Here is a 26344-nt window from a genome sequence, read left to right on the forward strand (position 1 = left end):
CCCCGCGGCCGGGTGGGCGCGACGAGCCGCCGCCCGTGGACGCGGACCGGGGAGCGGAGGTCCGGGTGCGCGTCGCCTGGGCGGACCGGCCGGAGGAGGACGTGCGGGTCGCCATGGTCCCCGACCGTAGCCCCAGCAGGTCGGCGGGTCGCCGCCGACACCCCGCACCGCGGGTGCGTGGCCGACCTCACGTCGCGGTCAGCAGTCCGATCCCGAGCGTCACGACGGCCACTGCGAGGACGACCGCGCCGACCACGAGCAGCCCCACCCATTGGCTGGGGCGCGTGCGACCCCGGCCCATCGCGGAGAGGAAGAACCCGGCGGGCATGAGGATCGCCGCGACGAGCACGCCGGTCTGCGCCAGCCACCGGACGGCGCCGCCGAGGGCCGTCGCCTCGGCGAGCAGCAGGCACACCAGCCCCAGCGTCACGAGCACACCGGCGTGCGCGTGACCGGCCCGGTAGAAGCGGTGCTGGAACTCGGTGGTCGCCACCGCGCCCGCGTTCACCCGGAGCATGAACACCCCGCCCGACTCGACGGCCACCACGGTCAGCAGGACGATCCCGGCCGTGGACCGAGCCGCCTCGGTCAGCTCCAGCACGGTGCGCTCCTCGGGCCGCCACGGTTTGTGAACGTTGTTATGGAACAGCGTCACAGAACCCCTGTCAAGACCCTAGACTCGGCCGATGGCCCGCCCCCGCCTGCACGACGACGCCCTGCGCACCCGCCTGCTCGAGGTGGCCTCGCGGGTCGTCGCGGACGGCGGCCCCCGTGCGCTGACGGTGCGCGACGTCGCCGCGCGCGCCGGGACGTCGGCGTCGGCCGTGTACGCCCTGTGGGGCGGACGCGACGAGCTCGTCCGGGCGGTCGGCGAGGAGGCGCTGCGCCGGTTCGCCGCCCACCTGGCCGCCGCCCCGGGCACCGACGACCCCGAGGCCGACCTGCTCGCGCTGGGCCTCGCCTACCGGGACAGCGCCCTCGCCGACCCGCACTTCTACCGCGTCATGTTCGACACCGCGGGCGCCGGGGCACGCGGCCCGGACGCCCCGCCGTCGACCGCGCAGCCGACGTTCACCGTGCTGGCCGACGCCGTCGCCCGGGTGCTGCGCTCCCACGGCGCACCACCGGACGTGGCCGCTCGCGCGGCGGTGCCGGCGGCGCTGACGCTGTGGGGCCTCGCGCACGGGCTCGTCGAGCTGGAGCTGTCCGGACTCCTGCCGGGCGACCCCGCCGAGCGGGCGGAGCGGTTCCGCGACTCGCTGGTCGCGGTCGGCGGGGCGGCGGTGCCCGGCGCCGCCGCTACGCCGCGACGACCACCGGCATGATCATGGGGCGCCGCCGGAGCCGGGTGTTCACCCACCGCCCGACGACCCGCCGGACGATCTGCTGGAGCTCGTGGGTGTCGACGCCGCCGGCGTGCGGCGCCTCCGCGAGCGCCCGGGCGATCTCCGGGACGACCTCCGTGAGCACGGCGTCGTCCTCGGCGAAGCCGCGGGCCTGCAGGTGCGGGCCCGCGAGCACCGCACCGGTCGAGGAGTCCACGACCACGACGATCGAGATGAACCCTTCCTCGCCGAGGATGCGCCGGTCCTTGAGCTCGGCGTCGGTGATGCCGCCGACGCTCGCGCCGTCGACGTACACGAGCCCGCACGGCACCGCGCCGACCACGGTGGCCCGCCCGTCGACGAGGTCGACGACGACGCCGTCCTCGGCCAGCACGACGTTCTCGGCCGGCACCCCGGTCTGCACCGCGAGCGCGGCGTTCGCGACGAGGTGCCGCACCTCCCCGTGCACGGGCATGACGTTGCGCGGCCGGACGATGTTGTAGCAGTACAGGAGCTCGCCGGCGGACGCGTGCCCGGACACGTGCACCTTGGCGTTGCCGCCGTGGACCACGCGGGCGCCGAGCCGGGTCAGCCCGTTGATGACGCGGTAGACGGCGTTCTCGTTGCCGGGGATGAGCGACGACGCCAGCACGACCGTGTCCCGCGGCCCGACGGCGATCTTGTGCTCACCGCTCGCGATCCGCGACAGCGCCGCCATGGGCTCGCCCTGCGAGCCCGTGCACATGAGCACGAGCTCGTCGTCCGGCACGGTGTCGATCCGCTTGGCGTCGACGAGCACGCCGTCCGGCACGGCGAGGTACCCCAGGTCCGCGGCGATCGTCATGTTGCGGACCATGGACCGCCCGACGAGCGCGACCCTGCGGCCGTGCGCCGCGGCGGCGTCGAGCACCTGCTGGACGCGGTGGACGTGCGAGGCGAACGACGCCACGACGATGCGCTGCTCGGCGGCCGCGAAGACCGCGTCGAGGACCGGCCCGATCTCGCGCTCGTGCGTGGTGAAGCCGGGCACCTCGGCGTTCGTCGAGTCGACCATGAACAGGTCCACGCCCGCCTCGCCGAGCCGGGCGAACGCCCGCAGGTCCGTGATGCGACCGTCCAGCGGCAGCTGGTCCATCTTGAAGTCCCCGGTGTGCAGGACCGTGCCGGCCGGCGTCCGCACCGCGACCGCGAGCGCGTCCGGGATCGAGTGGTTGACCGCGACGAACTCGCAGTCGAAGACGCCCAGCCGCTCGGTCTGCCCCTCGCGCACCGCGAGCGTCAGCGGCGCGATGCGGTGCTCCTTGAGCTTGGCCTCGACGAAGGCGAGCGTGAGCTGGGACCCGACGAGCGGGATGTCGCGGCGCAGCCGCAGCAGGTACGGGACCGCGCCGATGTGGTCCTCGTGGCCGTGCGTGAGGACGATCGCCTCGATGTCGTCGAGCCGGTCGGCGATGTGGCTGAAGTCCGGGAGGATCAGGTCGACGCCCGGCTGGTGGTCCTCGGGGAACAGCACGCCGCAGTCGACGACGAGCAGCCGGCCGTCGTACTCCAGGACGGCCATGTTTCGGCCGATCTCCCCCAGCCCGCCCAGCGCCACGACGCGCAGAGTGCCGTCCGCGAGGGGCGGCGGCGGGCCGAGCTCGGGCAGGGGCTGGGACATCGGTCCTCCGGGGTCGTGGCCGGCGCGTCGCGCCGGCGCGTCGGTCGCGTCAGGCGGTGGGCAGGAGCCCAGCCGCGACCATCGCCGTGCGCACCGCGTCGACCTCGTCGTCGGTCGCGGTCGCCTGGGGCAGTCGCATCGTCCGGCCCGGGATGAGGCCGAGGAGCTCGAGGGCCACCTTCGCCCGCAGCGCCCCGTTCCCGGAGCCGCAGACGATGTCGATCGCCGGCAGCATCCCGAGCACCGTCGCGCGCGCGGCCGGCAGGTCCCCGGCGTCCACGGCCCGCACCAGCGCGGCGAGCGCGTCCCCCGCGACGTGCCCCACCATGCTGACGACGCCGGCCGCGCCGTGGGTGAGGAAGGCGAGGTTGAGCGGGTCGTCGCCCGAGTAGTAGGCCAGGCCCGTGCGCTCCATGGCCCGCAGCGCGGCGAAGACGTCCCCGGTGGCGTCCTTGACCGCGACGATCCGGTCGTGGGCCGCGAGCCGGTCCAGCGTCTCGGGCGCGTACCGGACGACCGTGCGGCCCGGGACGTCGTACAGCATGACCGGCAGGTCGGTGGCGTCGGCGACCGCAACGGTGTGCTGGTACACGCCTTCCTGCGACGGCCGGGTGTAGTACGGGGTCACGACGAGGAGCCCGTGGGCACCGGCCTCGGCAGCCTGCTCGGCCATCCGGACGGCGTGCTTCGTGTCGTTCGACCCGGCGCCGGAGACCACGATCGCGCGGTCGCCGACCGCCTCGACCACGGCCTCGATCAGGGCCACCTTCTCCGGCGCGTGCGTGGTCGGGGACTCGCCGGTGGTGCCGTTGAGGACGAGCCCGTCGTGGCCGTGGTCCACGAGGTGCCGCGCCAGCTGCGCGGCCGCCCGCAGGTCGACGTCGCCGGCGTGGTCCATCGGCGTCACCATCGCGGTCAGCACCGCTCCGAACGGCCGCGCGGGGGTCGGGGAGGCAGGCATGGGGGCGAATCTACCGCTCCCGGGGCCTGCGCCCGCGTCGTGCCCCGCGCCCGGCCCGCTGCCGGTCCGACGCGCCGGCCCCCACCCGCACGGCGACGCGGTTGTGGAGGCCCGGCGAACATCCGGCGAACGTTCGCCGGTGCGACCCCGTGCGCCTTCCGCACGGCCGCGGGCGGCTGATGGGATCGGGCACGGGCCCGACCGGGTCCGGCGCAGCACCGCACACCGACACCCGCACCGGAGGCATCGCCCGTGCACCCCACCACCGACCCGCTCGTTATCGCCCACCGCGGCGACTCCCGGTCGTTCCGGGAGAACACCGTCGCGGCGGTCGAGGCCGCCGTCATCACCGGCGCCGACGCGATCGAGGTCGACGTCCAGCTCGCGGCCGACGGCACCCTCGTCGCCGTGCACGACGACACGTTCGAGCGGCTGTGGGGCGACCCTCGCCCGGTCGCGGCCATGACGTGGGACGAGATCAGGGGCTGGGGACGGCCGAGCAGCGCGTCCCGCGCCTGGCGGACCTGCTGGAGATCTCCCGGTCCAGCGGCATCCCGCTCGTGCTGGACCAGAAGCACCCCGTCGCCGCGATGGCCGCGGCGCGCCTGGTCGACCGCATGCACGTGCCCACCACGGCCTTCTGCGGGTCCACCGAGGGGCTCGTCGCGATCCGGGCCGCTCGCCCGGACGCGACCATCTACCTCAACGACGCCGCGTACACCCCGCCGGACATCCGGCTGCTCGCGACCGTCCGGCCGCAGTTCTACAACCCGCTGTGGACGAACCTGTCCCCCGGGACGGTGCACGCGATGCGGACGTTCGGCATCGCGCTGTGCTGCTGGACGCCCAACGAGGACGCCGACCTCGCGCTCGTGCTGGACCTCGGCGTCGACGCCGTCATGACCGACCGCCCCGGCCGGCTGCGGGCGCTGCTCGAGGAGCGCGCGGACGCCGGTCGGCGCCCGGCCGCCACGTCGCCGACGACGCCCGGGCCCACGTCCTCCCAGCCCGCGGTGTATCAGCCTGCGGTGTCCCGACCCGCGGTGCCGGCGGTCCCGCAGCGCGCCCTCAGCGGCGCCGCAGGGTGAGGTAGCGGTACCGCGTCCCCGTCGTGGACGTGTGCCACCCCTCCTCGGGGTCGGTGCGCACGGGCCGCCACACCGCCGGGTCGACCGGCGGGGCGACGGCGTCACCGGCCACCTCGACGTCGACCTCGGTGATCTCGAGCAGGTCGGCGCGGTCGAGGAACGCGGTGTAGACCTGCCCGCCCCCGATCACCCACGCGTCGCGGCCGGCGAGGACCCGGACGGCGTCGGGCACGCCCGCGACCACGACGGCGCCCGGCGCGTCCCAGCCCGCGGTGCGGGTCAGGACGACGTTGTCCCGCCCGGGCAGGGGGCGGAAGCGCGGGGGCAGGGAGTCCCACGTGGCGCGCCCCATGACCACGGGGTGCCCGGCGGTCAGCCGGCGGAACCGGGCCAGGTCCTCCGGGACCCGCCACGGGATGCCGCCGTCGTGCCCGATGACCCCGGCCGGCGTCTGCGCCCAGATCATGGCCAGCGTCATCGGACGGTCACACCGCGACCGGCGCCGCGATGGCGGGGTGGTGCCGGTACCCGACGACCCGGACGTCGTCGAGCGTGTACTCGAAGAGCGACGGCGCACGGCGCAGCTCGAGCGTGGGCAGCGGGTACGGCTCGCGGGTGAGCTGCTCGGTGACCTGGTCGACGTGGTTGTCGTAGATGTGGCAGTCCCCGCCGGTCCAGATGAACTCGCCGACCTCGAGGCCGACCTGCTGGGCGACCATGTGGGTGAGCAGCGCGTACGACGCGATGTTGAACGGCACCCCGAGGAACAGGTCGGCGCTGCGCTGGTAGAGCTGGCAGGAGAGGCGGCCGTCGGCGACGTAGAACTGGAAGAACGCGTGGCAGGGCGCGAGCGCCATCGCGTCCAGGTCCGCGACGTTCCACGCCGAGACGATGATGCGACGGGAGTCCGGGTCGGACCGCAGCTGGTCGAGCACGCGCGCGATCTGGTCGATGTGGGCGCCGTCCGGCGTGGGCCACGAGCGCCACTGCACGCCGTAGACCGGGCCCAGGTCACCGTCCGCGTCGGCCCACTCGTCCCAGATCGTCACCCCGCGGTCCTGCAGGGAGCGGACGTTGGACTCCCCGCGCAGGAACCACAGCAGCTCCTCCACGATCGCCTTGGTGAAGACCCGCTTGGTGGTGACCAGCGGGAAGCCGGCACGCAGGTCGAACCGCATCTGGTGCCCGAAGACGCTGCGCGTGCCGGTGCCTGTCCGGTCCGCCTTGGGCGTCCCGGTCTCCAGGACGAGCCGCAGCAGGTCCTCGTAGGGGGTGGGGACGGGCGTGTGCGGCGACGGCGTGGCGGCTGCGGCCGGCGGGAGCGCCGTGGGCGGCGTGGGCGCGGTCATGGCCGCCATCGTAGGTCGCCGCCGGCGCTCGTCAGCCCGGCGGCACCGTGCCGTGGCTCATCCCCCGCGTGATACTCGAGGGATGTCCCACGCGACACCCAGCGCCCTGCCCCGCGACCTCGCGCACCACGTCCCGACCGGCCTGCTGGTCGACGGCGAGTGGCGCCCGGCGCAGGGCGGCGGCACGTTCGCCGTCGACGACCCCGCGACCGGCCGGACGCTCACCGAGGTCGCCGACGCCGGCCCCGAGGACGGGCTCGACGCGCTCGCCGCCGCGCACGCCACCGCGCCGGCGTGGCGCGACGTCGCCCCACGGGAGCGCGCCGAGCTGCTGCGCGCGGTGTTCGAGACGCTCGTCGCCCGGACCGAGGACTTCGCCGCCCTCATCACCGCGGAGGGCGGCAAGCCGCTCGCCGAGGCCCGCGCCGAGGTCGCCTACGCGGCCGACTACGTGCGGTGGTTCTCCGAGCAGGCGGTCCGCGTCGGTGGGCTGACCCGCACCGCACCGTCCGGGACCAACCGGCAGCTCGTCCTGCGCCGACCGGTCGGCCCCGCGCTGCTCATCACGCCGTGGAACTTCCCCTCGCGATGATCACCCGCAAGGTCGCGCCCGCGCTCGCCGCGGGCTGCACCGTCGTCGTCAAGCCCGCCGAGCTGACGCCGTTGACCACCGCGCTGTTCGCCGAGGTCGTGCGCGACGAGCTCGAGCGCCGCGGCCTGCCGACCGGCGTGGTCGCCGTCGTGCCCACGTCCTCCGCGAGCGCGCTCAGCGAGCCGCTGCTCGCCGACCCGCGGCTGCGCAAGCTGTCGTTCACCGGGTCGACGGAGGTGGGCCGGATCCTGCTGCGGGGCGCCGCCCAGAACGTGCTGCGCACCTCGATGGAGCTCGGTGGCAACGCGCCGTTCCTCGTGTTCGACGACGCCGACGTGCCCGCCGCGGTCGAGGGCGCCGTCGCGGCCAAGATGCGCAACTCCGGGCAGACCTGCGTCGCCGCCAACCGCTTCCTCGTGCACGAGCGGGTCGCCGGGGAGTTCACCGCCGGGCTCGCCGAGGCGTTCCGCGGGCTCGTCGTCGGGCCCGGCGCCGATCCTGCGACGACCGTGGGGCCGCTCATCGAGGAGCGCGCGGCGGTCCGGGTGGACGAGGTCGTGCAGGAGGCCGTCGACGGCGGCGCCCGCGTCACGGTCGGCGGCGGGCGGCCGGACGGCCCCGGCTGGTTCTACCGACCGACCGTGCTGACCGGGGTGGACCCCGGGGCCCGCGCCGTGCGCGAGGAGGTCTTCGGTCCGGTGGCGCCGGTCGTGACGTTCGGGTCCGAGGCCGAGGGCCTCGAGCTGGCGAACGCGTCGGAGTTCGGGCTGGTCGCGTACGCCTACACCCGGGACGTGGGCCGGGCGCTGCGGGTCGCCGAGGGGCTCGAGGCCGGGATGGTCGGGCTCAACCGCGGCATGGTGTCCGACGCCAGCGCGCCGTTCGGGGGCGTCAAGCACTCCGGGCTCGGCCGCGAGGGCGGCGAGGCGGGCATCGAGGAGTACCTCGAGAGCGTGTACGTCGCGCTGTAAAGCCGCTGGTGCCGTGGCCCGTGGCAGTGCCGGCACGGGGGCTGGTTAGGGTGGCCGCCGTGTCCCGCCGGCCCCTCGCCCCACGCGCACGCCCGAGGAGCGCGGCGCCGTCCGGCAGGCGGTCAGCGTCTCGGTCGCGACCGGGCTGTACGGGGTCTCGTTCGGTGCGCTGTCGGTCGCCGCGGGCCTGGACGTGCTGCAGACCATGGCGCTGAGCCTGCTGCTGTTCTCCGGCGGATCGCAGTTCGCGTTCATCGGTGTCGTCGGCGCCGGCGGCGCCCTCGCGGCGGTCGCGACGGCCGGACTGCTCGGTGCGCGCAACGGCCTGTACGGCGTACAGGTGGCACCGCTGCTCGGTGCCCGCGGTTGGCGGCGACCGCTCGCCGCGCACCTGACCATCGACGAGTCGACCGCCGTCGGGACCGCGCAGACGACGCCGTCCGCGGTCCGTGCCGGGTTCTGGTGGACGGGTGCCGGCGTCTTCGCGCTGTGGAACGCGTTCACGCTCGCCGGTGCGCTCCTCGGCGACGCCCTGGGCGACCCGTCCCGCTACGGCCTGGACGCGGCCGCGGCCGCCGCCTTCCTCGGGCTGCTGTGGCCGCGGCTCGCCACCCGGCTCGCCCGGGTCACCGCGGTCGCCGCGCTCGGGGTCGCCCTGGCCCTGACGCCGCTCGCCCCCGCCGGCGTCCCGGTCCTCGCCGCGGCCGCGGTCGCGGTCGTCCTCGGGTGGCGGGCGCCGGCCGGCAGCGTCCCCGTCGTCCCCACGGACGCCGCCCCGGGCACGGGGTCGAGCCCGCACACCGACGCCCGCCCCCGGAGGCACCGTGAACCCCGACGTCGCGACCTGGCTGGCCGTCCTGGCGGCGTCCGCCGTCTGCTTCGGGATCAAGCTCGTGGGCCACCTCGTCCCCGAGCACTGGCTCGCGGAGCCGCGGGTCGCCCGCACCGCGTCCCTCGTCACGGTCGCGCTGCTCGCCGCGCTCGTCGCAGTCCAGACGGTGACGACCGGGCAGGCGGTGAGCCTGGACGCGCGCCTGCCGGCGCTCGTGGTCGCCGCCGTCGCGCTCGCGCTGCGCGCACCGTTCGTCGTCGTGGTCATCCTCGCAGCGGGGACCGCGGCCGGGCTGCGCGCGCTCGGCTGACGCGACCCGGACCCCGCGGCGGCTAGCCTCGTCCGGGACCGTCCATCGACCCGGGAGCCACCGTGCGCGCACCGACACCGTCCGACGCGACCGAGACCCGGCGCTGATGGCCCTGTTCCGCGAGACCGCCGACGTCTCGGTCCGCCCCGCCGTCCGGGGGACGAGGACGCGATCGCCGACGTCCAGCTCGACGCGTGGCGCGCGACGCACGCGGAGGTGGTGGGTGTCGACGCCCTGAGCGCCCTGGACCGCGACGCCGTCCGCGCCCAGTGGGCCGCGGCGATCACCCGGCCGCCCGGCCCCGGCTACCGCGTGCTGGTGGCGTGCGAGGGCGCGACCGTGGTCGGCCTGGCGGCGGTGGCCCCGCTGCCCGCGCCGGAGGACTCCCCGCTGGCCGCACCGGGTGGCGAGCTGCTCGCGCTCGAGGTCGCGCCGGGGGCTCGCCGGTCGGGGCACGGGTCGCGGCTGCTGACGGCGGTCGTCGACGGGCTGCGCCAGGACGGCGCCGACCACCTGCTGGCCTGGGTGCTCGACGGCGACGCGGCGCGCGGGCAGTTCCTGCGGTCCGCCGGCCTGGGACCGGACGGGACGGTGCGCGAGCTCGCCACCGGACCGGTCGCGGCCGACCAGGGCCCGGACGGCTCCCCGCCGTCGTGCGCACGGTCGCCGAGCACCGCTGGACCGCGGCGATCTGACCGCTCCGGGCTACGACTCCTTGCGCAGCCGCGCGGCGAGCCGCAGCGCGGCGCGGGCCCGGCGGCGATCCCCCGCGGCGTCGTACGCGAACCCGAGCCGGAACCGGGCTGCCCAGTCCTCGGGGTGCGCCTCAGCCTCGACCCGCGCGGCCCCGAACGCCTCGCGCGCCGCGGCCCGGTCGATCCGTCCGCTCGGGAACCGCGGCAGGGTGTCCTCCGGCAGCTCGCCGCGCGCGGCGAGCTCGTCCGCCATCCGCTGGACGGTGGCGCCGAGCATCCACTCCCGCACGATCAACCCGACGGCGAGCAGCGGCAGGAGCAGCACGCCGAGCCCGAGCAGGACCCCGACCGGCTCGCCGGTCGCGATGAGCGCGACCCCGCGCAGCGCGACCACGACGACGTAGATCGCCAGCAGCGCCGTGAGCGCCAGGGCACCGAGGACCGCCCGCTTCCTCACGGTGCCGTCACCGTGCCCGGCGACCCCGCGCCGTCCAGCCCGAGGAGAGCCTCGAGCCCGACGGTCAGACCGGGCCGGTCGCCGATCCGGCGCACCGCGAGCAGGACGCCGGGCATGAACGAGGCACGGTCGAACGAGTCGTGGCGGATGGTGAGCTGCTCGCCGGGGTTCCCGAGCAGGATCTCCTCGTGGGCGACGAGCCCACGCAGCCGGACGCTGTGGACGCGGACCCCGTCGACGTCCGCCCCGCGCGCACCCTCCAGACCGGTCGCGGTGGCGTCCGGCATGGCGCCGAGCCCGCCGGCCTCGCGCGCCGCGGCGATCGCGGCGGCCGTGTGCCGCGCGGTGCCCGACGGCGCATCGACCTTGTCCGGGTGGTGCAGCTCGACGACCTCGGCGGACTCGAACCAGCGCGCCGCCTGCGCGGCGAACGACATCGCCAGCACGGCACCGAGCGCGAAGTTGGGGGCGACGAGCACGCCGACGCCGGGTGCCTCGGCGAGGTGGTCGCGCACCCGGCCGAGGGACGCCGCGGTCCAGCCGGTCGCCCCGACGACGGCGTGCACGCCGGCGTCGACCAGGGCGTGCACGTTGGCCTCGGTGACGTCCGGGACGGTGACGTCGACGGCCACGGTCGCACCCGCGGCGGCGGCCGCGGCCGGGGCGTCCCCGCGGTGCAGGGCCGCCGCGAGCTCGAGGTCGGGCGCGCCGCGGACGGCGTCGCACACCTGGGTCCCCATGCGCCCACCGGCGCCCAGCACCGCGACCCTCAGCGGGGCGGTCACGGCTGCGTCCCGGCACCGCCCGAGCCGACCGGCCCGACGAGGACGCGTGAGCGGGGCATCGCGGCGAGCTCGCCGGCGAGCACCCGGACCTCCTCGGCGGTGACGGCACGGATCCGCTCGAGCGACTCGTCGAGGCCGAGGATCTCCCCGTGCACGAGCTCGGACTTGCCGAGGCGGCCCATGCGGGACCCGGTGTCCTCCATGCCGAGCACGAGGCCACCGGAGAGCTGGCCGATGCTGCGCTCGAGCTCACCCGGCGTGAGCCCGTCGTTCGCGAGTCGCTCCCACTCCTCGGCGAGCAGCGCGGTGACCTCGTCGACCTTGGCCGGCGTGCACCCCGCGTACAGCCCGAAGACGCCGGTGTCGGCGTGCCCGGACGAGAACGAGTAGGTCGAGTAGGCCAGGCCCCGCTTCTCGCGGATCTCCTGGAACAGCCGCGACGACATCCCGCCGCCCAGTGCGGCGTTGAGCACCGACAGCACGAACCGGCGGGGATCGGTGGCGGTGAGCCCCGGTCCGCCGATGAGGACGTTGGCCTGCTCGGTGGGTCGGTGCACGACGACGTCGGCACCGGTCTGCGGCGTCCACGCGGCGACGAGGCCGTCCTCACCACGACGGGCGAGCGGTGCGACCGACGACGACGTGTCCCAGCCACCGGCCCCGAGCGCGTCGAGGACCTGCGCGCACAGCGCGTCGTGGTCGACGCCGCCCGCAGCCGTCACGACGAGCGTGCGGGGGCCGTAGTGCTCGCGGTAGTGGTCCCAGACCGCCGCGCGCGGGACCGCCATGATCGAGTCGGGCGTGCCGCCGATCGGGCGGCCCAGCGGGTGCGAGCCGAGCACCGCGGTGGCGAACTGCTCGTGCGCGACGTCCGACGGGTCGTCGTCGTTCATCGCGAGCTCTTCGAGGATGACCCCGCGCTCGGTCTCGAGCTCGCCGGCGTCCAGGCGCGCGGAGGTGACCATGTCCGTGATGACGTCGACCGCCATCGGCAGGTCGAGGTCGAGCACCCGGGCGTAGTAGCAGGTGTGCTCCTTGCCGGTCGCCGCGTTGGCCTCGCCGCCGACGGCGTCGAACGCCTCCGCGATGTCCATCGCGCTGCGCCGGGCCGTGCCCTTGAACAGCAGGTGCTCGAGGAAGTGCGTCGAGCCGTGGTGGCCGTCACGCTCGTCACGCGAGCCGACGCCCACCCAGGCCCCGACGGTGGCCGAGCGCAGGCCGGGCATGCGCTCGGTCAGGACCCGCACACCGCCGGGCAGGACGGAGCGGCGCACGATGGCGCCGCCGTCCTGCCCGGCGGAGAGCTCGCTGCCCGGGTCACCGGGCACCGCGAGCGGGAGTGCGAGCGGCACGTCAGGCGTCGGTTCCCGCGGAGGCCGAGGCCGCCGCGGCACCCTCGCCGCCCTCGGAGCCCTCACCGGCGGTCTCCTCGACCACGGCGTGCAACGAGAGCTTGCCGCGCGGGTCGATCTCGCCGATCTCGACCTGGACCTTCTGGCCCACCCCGAGGACGTCCTCGACGTTCTCCACGCGCTTGCCGCCGACGAGCTTGCGGATCTGCGAGATGTGCAGCAGACCGTCCTTGCCCGGGGAGAGCGACACGAACGCACCGAAGGTCGTCGTCTTGACCACGGTGCCGACGAAGCGCTCGCCGACCTCGGGCATGTGCGGGTTGGCGATCGCGTTGATCGCCGCCCGTGCGGCCTCCGCCGACGGACCGTCGGTGGCGCCGATGTAGACCGTGCCGTCGTCCTCGATCGAGATGTCGGCGCCGGTCTCCTCCTGGATCTGGTTGATCATCTTGCCCTTCGGCCCGATGACCTCGCCGATCTTGTCGACCGGCACCTTCACCGCGATGACGCGCGGGGCGTTCGGGGACATCTCGTCCGGGACGTCGATGGCCTCGGCCATGACGTCGAGGATCGCCAGGCGCGCGTCGCGGGCCTGGGTCAGCGCGCCGCCCAGGACGGACGCGGGGATGCCGTCGAGCTTGGTGTCGAGCTGGATGGCGGTGATGAACTCCTTGGTCCCGGCGACCTTGAAGTCCATGTCACCGAACGCGTCCTCCGCGCCGAGGATGTCGGTCAGCGCGGCGTAGCGCGGCTGGCCGTCGACCTCGTCGGAGATGAGGCCCATGGCGATGCCGGCGACCGGCGCGCGCAGGGGCACACCGGCGTTGAGCAGCGAGAGGGTGGACGCGCAGACCGAGCCCATCGACGTCGAGCCGTTGGAGCCCAGCGCCTCGGAGACCTGACGGATCGCGTACGGGAACTCCTCGCGGCTCGGCAGCACCGGCATCAGGGCGCGCTCGGCGAGCGCGCCGTGGCCGATCTCGCGGCGCTTGGGCGAACCCACGCGGCCCGTCTCACCGGTCGAGTAGGGCGGGAAGTTGTAGTTGTGCATGTAGCGCTTGCGCGTCTCGGGCGCGAGGGTGTCCAGCTGCTGCTCCATGCGGAGCATGTTCAGCGTGGTGACGCCGAGGATCTGCGTCTCGCCACGCTCGAAGATCGCCGAGCCGTGCACGCGCGGCAGGACCTCGACCTCGGCCGACAGCGTGCGGATGTCCGCGAGCCCACGGCCGTCGATGCGGACGCCGTCGGTCAGCACGCGCTTGCGGATGAGGGACTTCTGGACGCTGCGGTACGCGGCGGACAGCTCCTTCTCGCGGCCCTCGAACTGGGCACCGAGCGAGTCGACCATCGACGCCTTGATCTCGTCGATCCGGCTCTCGCGCTCCTGCTTGCCCGCGATCCGCAGCGCGGCGGAGAGGTCGGCGGAGACCGCACCCTCGACCGCGGCGTACGCGTCGTCCTGGTAGTCCAGGAAGCGCGGGAAGTCCTGCACCGGCTTGGCGGCGCGGCGGGCCAGGTCGGCCTGCGCCTCGCACAGCGCGCGCAGGAACGGCTTGGCGGCCTCGAGGCCCTCGGCGACGACGGCCTCGGTCGGCGCGGCGGCGCCCTCGGAGATGAGGTGCCAGGAGCCCTCGGTGGCCTCCGCCTCGACCATCATGATCGCGACGTCATCACCGACGACGCGCCCGGCCACGACCATGTCGAAGACGGCGCGCTCCTTGTCGGAGTGCTTGGGGAACGCGACCCACTGGCCGTCGACGAGCGCGATGCGCACACCGGCGATCGGGCCGGTGAACGGCAGGCCGGACAGCTGCGTGGACAGCGACGCCGCGTTGATCGCGAGCGTGTCGTACGCGTCGTCCGGGTGCAGGGCCATGACCGTGATGACGACCTGGACCTCGTTGCGCAGCCCCTTCGCGAAGGTCGGGCGCAGCGGGCGGTCGATCAGGCGGCAGGCCAGGATCGCCTCGGTGGACGGGCGTCCCTCACGGCGGAAGAACGAGCCGGGGATGCGGCCCGCGGCGTACATCCGCTCCTCGACGTCGACCGTCAGCGGGAAGAAGTCGAACTGGTCCTTGGGGTACTTGCCGGCCGTGGTGGCCGACAGCAGCATCGTCTCGCCGTCCAGGTAGGCGGCGGCGGAGCCGGCGGCCTGGCGCGCGAGGCGTCCGGTCTCGAAGCGCACGGTGCGCGTGCCGAACTTGCCGTTGTCGATGACGGCTTCGCTGAACTCGATCTCGGGACCCTCCATGGGTGCCCTCCTCTTTCGTGAGGCGCCCCCCACGCTCTGCGATCAACGGTCGACGTGCGCGGAGCGGCTGCTCTGCGCACCTCGGCCGGCGACCGCACGCGCGGGTGGCGCGGGGTGGTGCTCTGCGGTGGTGCTGGGGTGGTGCTCTGCGGTGGTGCTGGGGTGGTGCTCTGCGGTGGTGCGGGGGACGCGCCCGGGCCCCATGCGACACAGCCCGGACCTGCAGGCAGGTCCGGGCTGGGTCGAGAGGGGCTAGCGGCGCAGGCCGAGGCGCCCGATCAGGGTGCGGTAGCGGTTGACGTCCACCTTCTGCAGGTAGCCGAGCAGCCGACGGCGCTGGCCGACGAGGAGCAGCAGACCACGACGGCTGTGGTGGTCGTGCTTGTGCTCCTTGAGGTGCTCGGTGAGGTCGAGGATGCGCTGCGTCAGCATCGCGATCTGGACCTCGGGGGAACCGGTGTCGCCCTCGTGCGTGGCGTACTCGGTCATGATCGACTTCTTGGTTGCTGCGTCGAGGGGCACGGCTCTCCTTGGTGGTGTCTCGTTGCGCGGTGCTCCGGGGCATGTCCACCCGGGCGCTCTGGGTCCGCGGCCGATCTGACGGCGGTCCGAGTTTACCAGGTGCCCGCTGCGGCCCCGTCCGGCGGTCCGGCGGCGTCGAGGGCGGCGCGGACCCGCTCCACGTCGCCGTCCATGGTCGCGACGAGCTCGGTGACGGACTCGAACCGCAGCGTCGGCCGGATCCGGGCCACGAACTCCACGACCACCTCGCGGTCGTACAGGTCGAGGTCGGTGCGGTCCAGGACGTACGCCTCCACCCGGCGGCCGACGCCGTCGAAGGTGGGGTTGGTGCCCACCGAGATCGCGGCCGGCAGGCGCGGCCCCGGGAGCGCGGTGTGCGCGTCGGCGGCCTTGACCGCGTCGATCTCGGGCGTGCACTCGGTGAATCCCGGCAGCGGCTCGCGCGTGACGTGCAGCCAGCCGGCGTAGACGCCGTCGGCGGGCACCATCCCGGCCGACGACGGCGCCAGGTTGGCGGTCGGGTAGCCGAGCTCGCGCCCGCGGGCGTCACCGTGCACGACCTCCCCGCGCACGCGGTGCGGGCGCCCGAGCACGTCGGCCGCCTCCGCGACCCGGCCGGCGGCGAGCAGCTCGCGCACCCAGGTGGACGACCAGCGCCGGTGCAGCGGCTCGGCGACCCGCCGCAGGCGCTCCACCTCGGCGCGCGCGACGTCGTCGTCGTCGGCCCGGTCCGCACCGTTCGCACCGTCCGGGACGTGCGTGCGGGCGCCGTCGGCGGGCTCCGGCTCGGCCGCCTGGTCCTCGATGACCTCGACCGCGAAGCCGAACCGCTCCCCGAGCTCGGTCATGGTCGCGAGGTCGCCGGCGTTCTCCCAGCCGAACCGCACGTCACGCCCGACGACGACGGTGCGTGCCCCGAGCGCCTCGACGAGGTAGCGCCGGACGAACTCCTCGGGCGACTGGCGGGCGAAGTCGAGCGTGTACGGGAGCACCAGCACGGCGTCCAGGCCGGTCTGGCCGAGCAGCTCCAGGCGGTCGTGCACGCCGGTGAGCAGCGGGGGCGCGTCCTGCGGGTGGTGGACCTGCGCGGGGTGCGGGTCGAACGTCACGACGACGGCACGTGCGCCCGCGGACCGGGCGTCGGCGACCATCCGGGCGAGGACGCTGCGGTGGCCGCGGTGGACGCCGTCGAAGTTGCCGAGGGTCACCACCGACGGGCCGTAGCCCTGCGGGACCTGGCCGAGATCCGTCCAGCGGTGCACTGCGGCTCCTGTCTGACGTGCGGGCGGGCGACGGGGACGACCTCGACGCGGGGACGGGGCGAGGTCGGCTGCGGTGCGCAAGCCTGCCACGCGCGCGGACCGCTCGCGGTACCGGTGACCGCGGTCAGGCGGGGGCGAACACGAGGACGGGCCGGGCCTGCGGTCCCGCGCTGTGCAGCAGCGCGACCAGGGTGCCGTCCGGGCCGATCGCGGCGACCGGCTCGCTGGGCGTCGGCGGCCCGGGCGCGATCCGGTGACCGTAGGACAGCGAGCGGGCCTCCCCTCGGTGAGGTCGCGGACGGGGAAGGTGGCCCGCGCGGCGTCGGCGAGGGACAGCACGGTGAGCGGCACGTCGTCGGGCGTCGCCGCGAGGTCGTCCAGCGTGCGCGCCACCCCGAGCCCGTACCCACCGACCCGGGTGCGGCGCAGCGCGGTGAGGTGCCCGCCCACCCCGAGGGCGGCGCCGAGGTCACGGGCCAGCGCGCGGATGTACGTGCCGGACGAGCACACGACCGTGACGTCGACGTCCAGCGCCGCCGGCCCCGGCGCCCTCGGTCCCCTCGGGGGGCACGGGGCGCACGTCGTGCACGTCGAAGCGGGAGACGGTCACCGGCCGGTCGGCGAGCTCGACGCTCTCCCCGGCGCGGACCCGGGCGTAGGCCCGCTGACCGTCGACCTTGATCGCGCTCACCGAGCTCGGGACCTGGCGGATCTCCCCGGTGAGGTCGCGGACGCCGGCCCGGACCGCGTCCTCGTCGACCCCGGCGGTGTCCGTCCGTGCGAGGGCCTCCCCTCGGCGTCGTCGGTCGTGGTGGCGACGCCGAGCCGGATCGTGGCGGTGTACTCCTTGTCGGCGCCGACGACGTAGGTGAGCAGCCGCGTCGCGCGACCGACGCCGAGCACGAGGACGCCGGTCGCCATCGGGTCGAGCGTCCCGGCGTGCCCGACCTTGCGGGTGCCGGCCAGCCGGCGCATCCGGGCGACGACGTCGTGGCTGGTCCACCCGGCGGGCTTGTCGACGACGACGATCCCGTCCGGCGCGGTGGGCCGGCGGGCAGGGCGCACGGTGTCGTCGGCCATCCCCCGAGCGTATCGGCGCGCTCCGACGACGCCGGACACGCCCGGCGGTCGCCGGCGTCAGTCCGTCTCGTCGTCCTCCGCGGGCTTGCGGTAGGGGTCGGCCTCGCCCGCGTAGGCGGCGCGGGCGGCGAGCGCCGCCACCTCGGCGTCGCGCCGGGCGGCCTCCTGGAGGGCGGCGTCGAGCTGCGCGGCGGTCTCCGGGACGGCGTCGAGGAAGAAGTCCAGCGAGGGCGTGAGGCGGATGCCGGTCTGCTTGCCGACCTCCGACCGCAGCAGCCCCTTCGCGCTCTCCAGGGCAGCAGCGGTCCCGGCGCGGGCCTCCTCGTCGCCGAGGACGGTGTAGAAGACCGACGCGTGCTGCAGGTCACCGGTGACCTTGACGTCGGTGATCGTCACGAAGCCCAGGCGCGGGTCCTTGACCCGGGTGTCGAGCAGGTGGGCGACGATCTGCTGGATCCGGTCGGCGAGCTTCCGGGCGCGTGCGGGATCAGCCATGACGGATCTTCCTCTCCTCCCCGCGGACGACGGGCGTCGCGGGGCCGAGACGTCCGCTGCGGGTGGCGCGGACGTGGGTGTGGTGGGACGGACGGCGGCGGGGCCGGGGGCACGTGTGCCCTCGGCCCCGCCGGACGGCCGGCGCCGCACCCCACCCGGGTGCGTCACCGACCGTACCCCGATCAGCTGCGGGGCTTGACCCGCATCTCGAACGTCTCGATGACGTCGCCGATCTCGACGTTGTTGAACGACCCGAGGCCGATACCGCACTCGTAGCCCTCGCGGACCTCGGTCGCGTCGTCCTTGAACCGCTTGAGCGACTCGACCGTGAGGTTGTCCCCGATGACGGCACCGTTCCGCAGCACACGGGCCTTGGTGTTGCGGGTGATCGACCCGGACCGCACGAGCGAACCGGCGATGTTGCCGAACTTGGAGGAGCGGAACACCTCGCGCACCTCGGCGGTGCCGAGCTGGGCCTCCTCGTACTCCGGCTTGAGCATGCCCTTGAGGGCGGACTCGACCTCGTCGATCGCCTGGTAGATGACCGAGTAGAACCGGACGTCCACACCCTCGCGCTCGGCGAGCGTCTCGACCCGCTCGGCGTACTTGACGTTGAACCCGATGATGATCGCGTTGTCGACGGTCGCCAGGTTGACGTCGTTCTGCGTGATCGCACCGACGCCGCGGTGGATGACGCGCAGGTCCACCTCGTCGCCGACGTCGATCTTGAGCAGGGCGTCCTCGAGCGCCTCGACGGCACCCGAGACGTCGCCCTTGAGGACGAGGTTGAGCGTGTCGACCTTGCCCTGCTGCAGCGCCTGCGTGAAGTCCTCGAGGCTGATGCGCTTGCGACGCTTGGCCAGGAGCGCGGCCCGCTCGGCGGCCTCGCGCTTCTCGGCGATCTGCCGCGCGGTCCGCTCGTCCGGCGCCACCAGGAAGGTGTCACCGGCGCCCGGCACCGACGCCAGACCCAGGACGAGGACCGGACGTGCCGGCCCCGCCTCGGTGACGTTGTTGCCGTGCTCGTCGAACATCGCCCGGACGCGGCCGTGGGCCGTGCCGGCGACGATCGCGTCGCCGACGCGCAGCGTCCCGGTCTGGACCAGGACGGTCGCGACCGCACCGCGGCCCTTGTCGAGGTTGGCCTCGACCGCGACACCACGGGCGTCCTTGTCGGGGTTCGACCGCAGGTCGAGCGCGGCGTCCGCGGTCAGCAGGACCGCCTCGAGCAGGTCGTCGATACCCAGGCGCTGGAGCGCGGAGATGTCGACGAACATCGTGTCGCCGCCGTACTCCTCGGCCACCAGGTTGTACTCGGTGAGCTGCTGGCGGATCTTGGCGGGGTTCGCCCCTCCTTGTCCACCTTGTTGACCGCGACCACGATCGGCACGCCGGCCGCCTGGGCGTGGTTGAGCGCCTCCACGGTCTGCGGCATCACGCCGTCGTCGGCCGCGACCACGAGGATCGCGATGTCGGTGACCTGGGCACCACGGGCACGCATGGCGGTGAACGCCTCGTGACCCGGGGTGTCGATGAACGTCACCGCACGGTCCTGACCCTCGTGGGTCGTGTGCACCTGGTAGGCGCCGATGTGCTGGGTGATGCCACCGGCCTCGCCCGCGACGACGTCCGTGCGACGGATCGCGTCGAGGAGCTTGGTCTTCCCGTGGTCGACGTGGCCCATGACGGTCACGACCGGCGGACGGGCCATGAGCTGCGAGTCGTCCTCGTCGGCCAGCTCGGCGTCGAGGTCGATGTCGAAGGCACCGAGCAGCTCGCGGTCCTCCTCCTCGGCCGACACCATCTCGACGCGGTAGCCGAGCTCGTTCGCGAGCGTGCCGAACGTGTCCTCGTCGAGGGACTGCGTCGCGGTCGCCATCTCACCGAGGTGGAACAGCACCGTGACGAGGCTCGCGGGGTTCGCGTCGATCTTGTCGGCGAAGTCGTTCAGCGACGAGCCGTGCCGCAGCCGGACGACCGTCTGGCCGTCGCCGCGCGGGACCTGCACGCCACCCAGCGAGGGGGCCTGCATCTGCTCGAACTCCTGGCGCTTCGCGCGCTTCGACTTCCGTCCACGGACGGGGCGCCCACCGGCGCGGCCGAAGGCACCCTGCGTGGAACCACGGCCGGCACCACCGGGACGACCGCCACCGCCGGGGCGACCGGCGAAGCCGCCACCGCCACCGGGGGCGCCGCCCGGGCCGCCACCGGGGCGACCGGCGTAGCCGCCGCCCCCACCGGGACGACCGCCCGGGCCACCACGGCCGGGGGCCGCGGGACGCTCACCGGGACGACCGACGCCGCTCGAGGAGCGACCCGGCATCATGCCGGGGTTGGGGCGCGGACCGCCCGGGCGCGGGGCCGGCGGACGCGGCCCGCCGGGACGCTCGCCGGCACCGGCCGGAGCGGCCGAGGCCGCCGGGTCGGCCGGGCGGCGGTCGCCGGGACGCGGCATGCCCTGGCTGGGCGCGAACGGGTTGTTGCCCGGACGCGGACCGCCGGGGCGCGGACCGGCCGCTCCACCGCCGGCACCGGGGCGCTGGTTCGCGCCGCGGTCCCCGCGGGGCATGCCCTGGCTCGGGGCGAACGGGTTGTTGCCGGGGCGCGAGGCCGCCGGACGTGCCGGCGCCGGGGCGGCCGGACGCGGGGCGGCCGGACGCGGCCCCGGTGCTGCCGGGGACTGCGCCGCGGGGGCGTCACCGGCCGGCGCCGGAGCGGCAGGAGCAGCCGGGGTCTGCGCAGCAGGAGCCGGAGCAGCCGGAGCCTGCGCAGCGGGTGCCTGAGGGGCCTGGGCCGGAGCAGCCGGAGCCTGCGGAGCGGGTGTCGCAGCCGGGGCGGGCGCCGCCGGCGTCGGTGCCTGCGCAGCGGGAGCCGGAGCAGCCGGAGCGGGCGCGGCCGGAGCCGGCGCGGGAGCCGCGGCGGGCTTCGGGGCCGAGGCCTTGGGTGCGGAGGCGCCGTCGGCGCTCCCCGCGGGGTACAGGTCGCGCAGCTTGCGCACGACGGGCGGCTCGATGGTCGAGGACGCCGAACGGACGAACTCCCCGAGCTCGCCCAGCTTGGTCATGATGGTCTTGCTTTCCACCCCGAGCTCTTTCGCGAGCTCGTAGACGCGGACCTTGGCCACAACTCTCCCTGTCTCGGTCCGCCCAGGACAGGGTCGGACCGTGGTTAGTGCTGGGTACTCATCGCTGGGTACTCATCGGTCAGTGCTCATCGGGCAGCCATCGGCTCGGTGACCCGCTTCCCATGTCGCAGTTGACGTTGCGTCGACCGGTACGGTCGCGCGCCGGGTACGGACCCGGCACGTCCTCTCTCTAACCCCGCCGGCGCTCGAGATAGTCCTGCACCGCCCCGGCGTCCAGCGGGCCTGCGTGACGCAGGGACCGCGGGAACGCCCGACGGCGCTCGGCGAGCTCGAGACAACGACGGTCTGGGTGCAGCCAGGCACCCTGCCCGGCAGGCTCCGCCGGGTGTCCACCACCAGGACGGGCTCGGATGAGCCGTCGCGGGTGACCACCACGCGGAGCAGGTCGGACCTGGACCCGACGGACCGGCATCCCACACACGTACGCACCGGACCCGTGTCGGGGCCCGGCCGCGGTGGTCGGGGAGGCCGAGCGCCGGGCTCAGCGTCACCCAGCCTACCGCCCCGGGGCACCGGGCGTCACCGTGGTGCGCCGGCACCGGCGCCGGACGCACCGGAGTCGACGGGCGCGGCGTCGGAGCGGATGTCGATCCGCCACCCCGTGAGCTTCGCGGCCAGGCGGGCGTTCTGCCCCTCCTTGCCGATCGCGAGCGAGAGCTGGAAGTCCGGCACGATGACGCGGGCGGCGCGGGCCTCGCGGTCGACGACCTCCACCGAGAGCACCCGGGCCGGGGACAGCGCGTGCGCGACCATCTCGGCCGGGTCGTCGCTGTGGTCGACGATGTCGATCTTCTCCCCGTGCAGCTCGGCCATGACGGCGCGGACGCGCGCCCCCATGGGTCCGATGCACGCGCCCTTCGGGTTCAGCCCGGGGACCCGGGCACGGACCGCCATCTTCGTGCGGTGGCCCGCCTCGCGCGCGATCGCGGTGATCTCGACCGAGCCGTCGGCGATCTCCGGGACCTCCATCGCGAACAGCTTGCGGACGAGGTGCGGGTGCGTGCGGGACAGCACGATCGACGGCCCCTTGGGCCCGCGGGTGACCTCGAGCACGTAGGCGCGCAGCCGCTCGCCGTGCACGTACTTCTCGGTCGGCACCTGCTCGTGCGCGGGCAGCACCGCCTCGGTGCCTCCGACGTCGACGAGCACGATCCGCGGGTCGCGGCCCTGCTGGATGACCCCGCCGAGGATCTCGCCCTCCTTGCCGCGGAAGGTCCCGAGCACCTGGTCGTCCTCCGCGTCCCGCAGGCGCTGGACGATCACCTGGCGCGCGGTCGCGGTCGCGATCCGGCCGAAGCCCTCCGGGGTGTCGTCGTACTCGGGACCGGGGTCCGTCGCGACGCCGTCCTCGTCGACCACGGGCGGGTCGGTCGCCCACACGGTGACGTGACCGGTCTTGCGGTCCACCTCGACGCGGGCCTTCGCGCGCGCACCGGGGGTGCGGTGGTAGGCGGACAGCAGCGCCTGCTCGATCGCGGAGACCAGGACGTCGAAGCTGAGGTCGCGCTCACGCTCCAGCAGCCGCAGCGTGGTCATGTCGATGTCCATGTCAGGCCTCTTCGTCGGAGTCGTCGTCGGTGGTGACCCGCGAGAGCTCGACCTCGACGAGCCCGCGGGCCACGTCGGCGAGCGGCACGCGGGTCGGGTCGCCCGTGGTGTCGCGTCCGTTCGCCGGGTCCACCGGGCCCAGCACGAGGGTGTCGCCCTCGACGGCCAGCAGACGGCCGAACGCGGAAGAGCCGTCCACCATCGCCAGGCGGACGAGGCGGGTCCGGGCGCGCTTGAAGTGCCGAGGCTCGGTCAGCGGACGGGAGGTGCCGGGCGTGGACACCTCGAGGGTGTACTCCCCGGCCACCGCGTCGGTGTCGTCGAGCGCGGTGCCGACGTCGCGGGAGACGTCGGCCAGGGTGTCCAGGTCGAGGCTCCCGACGGCGTCCTCGTCCAGGTCGATGACCAGCCGGACGACCGAACGCTTGCCGGCCCGGGCCACGGCCACGTCCTCGAGCACGAGCCCGGCGGTCGCCACCACCGGCTCGGCGGCGTCCCGGACCCGCTGCGTACTGGCTGGCGCCACCATCGTTCACTCCCGTCGTCCCCGTGCAGACACCGCACAACACCGCGGTGCGGGTTCGACCCTGTGGTGTTGTGGGGCCCCAGCCTATCGAGGTCGGGCGGGGGCGGACGCATGGCAGGATCACCCGCGATGAGCCAGCCCCGGACCGCCGTCGCCCGACCCGCCCGGCCGTCCGCCGCGCTCGGGCTGGTGCTCGTGATCGTGCTCACGCTCGTGGCCGGGTGCGGCGTGCGCCTCGAGACGCCCCCGCCCGCCGCGCCGTCACCGGACGCCCAGGAGTCCGCGCGGCAGCGGGCGTCCGCGGACGCCGTCGCGCTGGAGGTCCTCGCAGGCCCCGCGGACGCACCGCCGGACCCGGCGGCCGACCCGCTCGGCGCGGCGCGCGCCGCCGTCGCCGCCGACGCCCGGGTCCACCTGGACGCCCTGGGCGGGCTCTACCACCCGGACCCCGCGACGACGCCGCCGGCCGACGGCGACGACACCCGCACGACCACAGGGACGAGCACACGGACGGACACGGGCACGGCCGCCGACGCCACGGGTGCCTCGCCGACGCCGGGCACCGCCGCTGCGCCCGTGCCGGAGCCGGCGCCCGCCGCGCCGGAGGTGCTCGCCAGCGCGCTCACCGAGGCGGCGGCCACCGCACGCGCCGACGCCGACGCCGTGGCCGACGGCCCGTTGGCCCGCCTGCTCGCGTCGATCGCGGTCAACCGGCTCCTCGCCGCCGACCGGCTCGCGGACGCATCGGGTCTGGCTGCTCCCCGGTCCCGCCGGTGCTCGTCCCGGACGCCGCACCCGAGGGCGTGGCGGGCGCGGACCTGTCGGCACTGGTCGCGAGCGAGGACGCCGCGGGGTACGCGCTGGAGGTCGTGGCCGCCCAGCACCGGGACGACCTCCGCCGGCGCGCGGGCGACCGCGCCGTGACGCACCGGTCGCGGGCCGAGTCGTGGGCCCGCGCCGCCGGTGTCGCGGGGACCGGGCTCGATCCCCGGCGGGTCGCCTACACCCTGCCCTCCGGGCTGGGTGACCCGGCGGGTGCCGCCGCCGCCGTCGCGGGCCTGGAGACGTCCCTCGCCGCGCACTACGCCGGCCTCGTGGCGTCCGCTCCCGCCGGGGGCAGGGCGGCCCTGGTCGATGCCGTCGCGGAGACCACCGCCGAGGCGGTGGCCTGGGGTGCGGCTCTGCCCGCCCTGCCGGGGATGCCGGAGCAGGACGCCGGCTGAGGACGGCACGGCCGCGCGGGCCTGCACGGCCGCCCGCCGGGGCGACCGTACGGACCCGCGGGACGGTCAGGCCTTGGCGAGCAGCGCGTCGACGAGCTCGGCGACGCGGTCCGCAGCCGCGTCCACCGGGACCTGCTCGGCCCCGATGCCGGCCTGGCCGGCGCGTCGCGGACGGACCTCGACGACGCCCTCGGCGAGCCCGCGCCCCACGACGACGAGCAGGGGCACACCGAGCAGCTCGGCGTCGGCGAACTTGACCCCGGGCGAGACCTTGGGGCGGTCGTCGTAAAGCACCTCCACCCCGCGCCCGGCCAGGGTCGTGGCGATCGACTCCGCGGCGGCGAACACCGCCGGGTCCTTGCCGGTCGCCACGACGTGCACGTGTGCGGGCGCGACGGGGCCGGCCAGGCGAGGCCGGCGTCGTCGTGGTTGGCCTCGGCGAGCGCCGCGAGCACCCGGCTGACCCCGATGCCGTAGGAGCCCATCGTGACCACGACGGACTTGCCGTTGCGGTCCAGCACGGTCAGGCCCAGCGCCTGGGCGTACTTGCGCCCCAGCGCGAAGATGTGGCCGATCTCCATGCCGCGCGCGAGCTCCAGCGGGCCGGAGCCGTCGGGCGCGGGATCGCCCGCACGGACCTCGGCGGCCTCGATCGTGTTGTCGGCGCCGTCCTGGCCGGCGGCGACGAAGTCACGCCCGGCGACGAGGTCGAACACGTGCCGACCCGGGGCGTCGGCGCCGGTGATCCACCGGGTGCCGGCGACGACCCGCGGGTCGAGCAGGTACCGGACGCCGAGCGGGGCGCCGTCCGCGTCCACCCCGCGGTTGGCGCCGAGCACACCGGGTCCGATGTACCCCTTGACCAGCTCGGGGTGCCGGGCGAAGTCCGCCTCCGTGGCGGTCTCCACCTCGGCGGGTGCGACGCCCGCCTCGAGCCGCTTGAGGTCGACCTCGCGGTCGCCGGGGAGCCCCACGACGAGCAGCTCCCGCTCGCCGGTCGGGCTCACCAGGGCGAGCACGACGTTCTTCAGGGTGTCGGCGGCGGTCCATGGCCGGTCGGGGCGGGGAAGCGCTCGTTGGCGACCGCGACGAGGGTCCCGATCGTGGGGGTGTCCGGGGTGTCCTCGACGTGCGCCGCGGGCGCGTCGTGGAACGGGACCGCGGGCGGCACGACGGTGGTGACGGCCTCGACGTTCGCGGCGTAGCCACCGGGTGACCGGACGAAGGTGTCCTCCCCGATCGGGGTCGGGTTGAGGAACTCCTCGCTGCGCGAGCCGCCCATCGCCCCGGACGTCGCCGCGACGATGACGTACTCGAGCCCGAGCCGGTCGAAGATGCGCTGGTAGGCGGCGCGCTGCGCGGCGTACGACGCCTCCAGGCCGTCGTCGTCGACGTCGAAGGAGTACGCGTCCTTCATGACGAACTCACGTCCGCGGATGAGCCCGGCCCGCGGGCGCGCCTCGTCGCGGTACTTGGTCTGGATCTGGAACAGCGCGAGCGGCAGGTCCTTGTACGAGGAGTACAGGTCCTTGACGAGCAGCGTGAACATCTCCTCGTGCGTCGGCGCGAGCAGGAGGTCGGCACCCTTGCGGTCCTGGAGGCGGAACAGGTTGGGGCCGTACTCGGTCCACCGCCCGCTCGCCTCGTACGGCTCCCGGGGCAGCAGCGCCGGGAAGTGCACCTCCTGCACGCCGGCCGCCTCCATCTCCTCCCGGACGACGGCCTCGACCTTGCGCAGCACGCGCAGCCCGAGCGGGAGCCAGGTGTAGATGCCGGGGGCGGCGCGCCGGATGTACCCGGCCCGCACGAGCAGCCGGTGGCTCGCCACCTCGGCGTCCGCCGGGTCCTCTCGCAGGGTCCGCACGAACAGGGACGACATCCGCAGCAGCATGCGCGCCAGCCTAGTGGCCGCCCC

General features: G+C 75.1%; 19 protein-coding genes and 8 pseudogenes. 9 read left to right on the top strand and 18 right to left on the bottom strand.

The window, feature by feature from the left end; all coding sequences use genetic code 11:
* Positions 1-187: 187 nt before the first annotated feature.
* A complete protein-coding gene (locus tag REH70_RS14365) occupies positions 188-601 on the bottom strand; it encodes a hypothetical protein (RefSeq protein ID WP_310748249.1) in 414 nt (137 codons plus the stop codon).
* 85 nt (positions 602-686) lie between these two features.
* Between REH70_RS14365 and REH70_RS14370 the strand changes: the two genes are divergently transcribed.
* Positions 687-1325, top strand: a complete 639-nt coding sequence (locus REH70_RS14370) for a TetR/AcrR family transcriptional regulator (RefSeq protein WP_310748252.1) — start codon at positions 687-689, stop codon at positions 1323-1325.
* Here the strand turns inward: REH70_RS14370 and REH70_RS14375 are convergent.
* Positions 1300-2985, bottom strand: a complete 1686-nt coding sequence (locus REH70_RS14375; RefSeq protein WP_310748255.1) for a ribonuclease J — start codon at positions 2983-2985, stop codon at positions 1300-1302. The two genes, REH70_RS14370 and REH70_RS14375, sit on opposite strands and share 26 nt — an antisense overlap.
* Before the next feature lie 49 nt (positions 2986-3034).
* Positions 3035-3946, bottom strand: a complete 912-nt coding sequence (gene dapA / locus REH70_RS14380; protein WP_310748259.1) for a 4-hydroxy-tetrahydrodipicolinate synthase — start codon at positions 3944-3946, stop codon at positions 3035-3037.
* Positions 3947-4198: 252 nt separating this feature from the next.
* On the opposite strand from dapA, the pseudogene REH70_RS20785 reads away from it, so the two are divergent.
* Both REH70_RS20785 and REH70_RS14385 read left to right on the top strand, forming a co-directional pair.
* A pseudogene (locus REH70_RS20785) lies at positions 4199-4378 on the top strand (glycerophosphodiester phosphodiesterase); the annotation flags it as partial.
* Between the two features lie 35 nt (positions 4379-4413).
* A complete protein-coding gene (locus tag REH70_RS14385; protein ID WP_310748262.1) occupies positions 4414-5034 on the top strand; it encodes a glycerophosphodiester phosphodiesterase family protein in 621 nt (206 codons plus the stop codon).
* Here REH70_RS14385 and REH70_RS14390 read toward each other — a convergent pair.
* Together REH70_RS14390 and REH70_RS14395 are read right to left on the bottom strand one after the other, a co-directional pair.
* Positions 5015-5512, bottom strand: a complete 498-nt coding sequence (locus REH70_RS14390; RefSeq protein WP_310748265.1) for a dihydrofolate reductase — start codon at positions 5510-5512, stop codon at positions 5015-5017. The two genes, REH70_RS14385 and REH70_RS14390, sit on opposite strands and share 20 nt — an antisense overlap.
* A gap of 7 nt (positions 5513-5519) precedes the next feature.
* Positions 5520-6383 carry a thymidylate synthase gene (locus REH70_RS14395; protein WP_310748269.1) on the bottom strand — a complete coding sequence of 288 codons (864 nt, stop codon included), beginning with the start codon at positions 6381-6383 and terminating at the stop codon, positions 5520-5522.
* A gap of 82 nt (positions 6384-6465) precedes the next feature.
* Between REH70_RS14395 and REH70_RS14400 the strand changes: the two are divergent.
* The 4 genes and pseudogenes from REH70_RS14400 to REH70_RS14415 all read left to right on the top strand — a co-directional run.
* Positions 6466-7946 (top strand): annotated as a pseudogene (locus REH70_RS14400) (NAD-dependent succinate-semialdehyde dehydrogenase).
* 91 nt (positions 7947-8037) lie between these two features.
* Positions 8038-8736, top strand: a pseudogene (locus REH70_RS14405) (AzlC family ABC transporter permease); the annotation flags it as partial.
* Positions 8737-8770: 34 nt separating this feature from the next.
* The gene (locus REH70_RS14410) at positions 8771-9088 is read left to right on the top strand and encodes an AzlD domain-containing protein (RefSeq protein ID WP_310748272.1); all 318 of its coding nucleotides are present in this window, start codon (positions 8771-8773) and stop codon (positions 9086-9088) included.
* A gap of 339 nt (positions 9089-9427) precedes the next feature.
* Positions 9428-9586, top strand: a pseudogene (locus REH70_RS14415) (GNAT family N-acetyltransferase); the annotation flags it as partial.
* Between the two features lie 207 nt (positions 9587-9793).
* Here the strand turns inward: REH70_RS14415 and REH70_RS14420 are convergent.
* From REH70_RS14420 to rimP, 12 genes and pseudogenes are all read right to left on the bottom strand, one after another.
* Positions 9794-10240 carry a hypothetical protein gene (locus REH70_RS14420; protein WP_310748275.1) on the bottom strand — a complete coding sequence of 149 codons (447 nt, stop codon included), beginning with the start codon at positions 10238-10240 and terminating at the stop codon, positions 9794-9796.
* Positions 10237-11025, bottom strand: coding sequence for a 4-hydroxy-tetrahydrodipicolinate reductase (gene dapB / locus REH70_RS14425; RefSeq protein ID WP_310748278.1), 789 nt, complete (start codon positions 11023-11025; stop codon positions 10237-10239). The genes REH70_RS14420 and dapB overlap by 4 nt, the downstream gene beginning before the upstream one ends.
* The gene (locus tag REH70_RS14430) at positions 11022-12377 is read right to left on the bottom strand and encodes a pitrilysin family protein (protein ID WP_310748282.1); all 1356 of its coding nucleotides are present in this window, start codon (positions 12375-12377) and stop codon (positions 11022-11024) included. The genes dapB and REH70_RS14430 overlap by 4 nt, the downstream gene beginning before the upstream one ends.
* 1 nt (position 12378) lies before the next feature.
* Complete coding sequence (locus REH70_RS14435) at positions 12379-14628, bottom strand: polyribonucleotide nucleotidyltransferase (RefSeq protein WP_310748285.1); 2250 nt, start codon at positions 14626-14628, stop codon at positions 12379-12381.
* Positions 14629-14880: 252 nt separating this feature from the next.
* Positions 14881-15150 (bottom strand): 30S ribosomal protein S15, encoded by a 270-nt coding sequence (rpsO, locus tag REH70_RS14440; RefSeq protein WP_169323924.1) that lies wholly within the window; start codon positions 15148-15150, stop codon positions 14881-14883.
* A 92-nt stretch (positions 15151-15242) separates the two neighbouring features.
* Positions 15243-16412, bottom strand: a complete 1170-nt coding sequence (locus REH70_RS14445; protein WP_310748289.1) for a bifunctional riboflavin kinase/FAD synthetase — start codon at positions 16410-16412, stop codon at positions 15243-15245.
* Positions 16413-16536: 124 nt separating this feature from the next.
* Positions 16537-17492 (bottom strand): annotated as a pseudogene (truB, locus tag REH70_RS14450) (tRNA pseudouridine(55) synthase TruB).
* A 57-nt stretch (positions 17493-17549) separates the two neighbouring features.
* On the bottom strand, positions 17550-17987 hold the full coding sequence (gene rbfA / locus REH70_RS14455) for a 30S ribosome-binding factor RbfA (protein WP_310748292.1): 438 nt from the start codon (positions 17985-17987) through the stop codon (positions 17550-17552).
* Positions 17988-18169: 182 nt separating this feature from the next.
* Positions 18170-21111: pseudogene (gene infB, locus REH70_RS14460) on the bottom strand (translation initiation factor IF-2).
* 190 nt (positions 21112-21301) lie between these two features.
* A pseudogene (locus tag REH70_RS14465) lies at positions 21302-21645 on the bottom strand (YlxR family protein).
* Positions 21646-21651: 6 nt separating this feature from the next.
* Entirely contained in the window at positions 21652-22680 is a 1029-nt protein-coding gene (gene nusA / locus REH70_RS14475) for a transcription termination factor NusA (RefSeq protein ID WP_310748297.1), read from the bottom strand.
* 1 nt (position 22681) lies between these two features.
* On the bottom strand, positions 22682-23209 hold the full coding sequence (gene rimP, locus REH70_RS14480) for a ribosome maturation factor RimP (protein ID WP_310748300.1): 528 nt from the start codon (positions 23207-23209) through the stop codon (positions 22682-22684).
* A 126-nt stretch (positions 23210-23335) separates the two neighbouring features.
* On the opposite strand from rimP, the gene REH70_RS14485 reads away from it, so the two are divergent.
* On the top strand, positions 23336-24130 hold the full coding sequence (locus REH70_RS14485) for a hypothetical protein (RefSeq protein WP_310748303.1): 795 nt from the start codon (positions 23336-23338) through the stop codon (positions 24128-24130).
* A complete protein-coding gene (locus tag REH70_RS14490) occupies positions 24076-24429 on the top strand; it encodes a DUF4439 domain-containing protein (protein ID WP_310748306.1) in 354 nt (117 codons plus the stop codon). The genes REH70_RS14485 and REH70_RS14490 overlap by 55 nt, the downstream gene beginning before the upstream one ends.
* A 66-nt stretch (positions 24430-24495) precedes the next feature.
* Here REH70_RS14490 and REH70_RS14495 read toward each other — a convergent pair.
* A pseudogene (locus REH70_RS14495) lies at positions 24496-26320 on the bottom strand (proline--tRNA ligase).
* Positions 26321-26344: the final 24 nt, after the last annotated feature.

The sequence above is a fragment of the Cellulomonas sp. ATA003 genome, from assembly GCF_031582905.1.
In the GTDB taxonomy this organism is placed as follows: domain Bacteria; phylum Actinomycetota; class Actinomycetes; order Actinomycetales; family Cellulomonadaceae; genus Pengzhenrongella.

What these genes read in the sequence shown, in the direction of transcription:
- REH70_RS14370 (WP_310748252.1), top strand. Translation starts at nt 687, where the DNA reads ATGGCCCGCCCCCGCCTGCACGACGACGCCCTGCGCACCCGCCTGCTC.
- REH70_RS14375 (WP_310748255.1), bottom strand. Translation starts at nt 2,985, where the DNA reads ATGTCCCAGCCCCTGCCCGAGCTCGGCCCGCCGCCGCCCCTCGCGGAC.
- dapA (WP_310748259.1), bottom strand. Translation starts at nt 3,946, where the DNA reads ATGCCTGCCTCCCCGACCCCCGCGCGGCCGTTCGGAGCGGTGCTGACC.
- REH70_RS14390 (WP_310748265.1), bottom strand. Translation starts at nt 5,512, where the DNA reads ATGACGCTGGCCATGATCTGGGCGCAGACGCCGGCCGGGGTCATCGGG.
- REH70_RS14395 (WP_310748269.1), bottom strand. Translation starts at nt 6,383, where the DNA reads ATGACCGCGCCCACGCCGCCCACGGCGCTCCCGCCGGCCGCAGCCGCC.
- REH70_RS14435 (WP_310748285.1), bottom strand. Translation starts at nt 14,628, where the DNA reads ATGGAGGGTCCCGAGATCGAGTTCAGCGAAGCCGTCATCGACAACGGC.
- rbfA (WP_310748292.1), bottom strand. Translation starts at nt 17,987, where the DNA reads ATGGCTGATCCCGCACGCGCCCGGAAGCTCGCCGACCGGATCCAGCAG.
- nusA (WP_310748297.1), bottom strand. Translation starts at nt 22,680, where the DNA reads ATGGACATCGACATGACCACGCTGCGGCTGCTGGAGCGTGAGCGCGAC.
- rimP (WP_310748300.1), bottom strand. Translation starts at nt 23,209, where the DNA reads ATGGTGGCGCCAGCCAGTACGCAGCGGGTCCGGGACGCCGCCGAGCCG.
- REH70_RS14485 (WP_310748303.1), top strand. Translation starts at nt 23,336, where the DNA reads ATGAGCCAGCCCCGGACCGCCGTCGCCCGACCCGCCCGGCCGTCCGCC.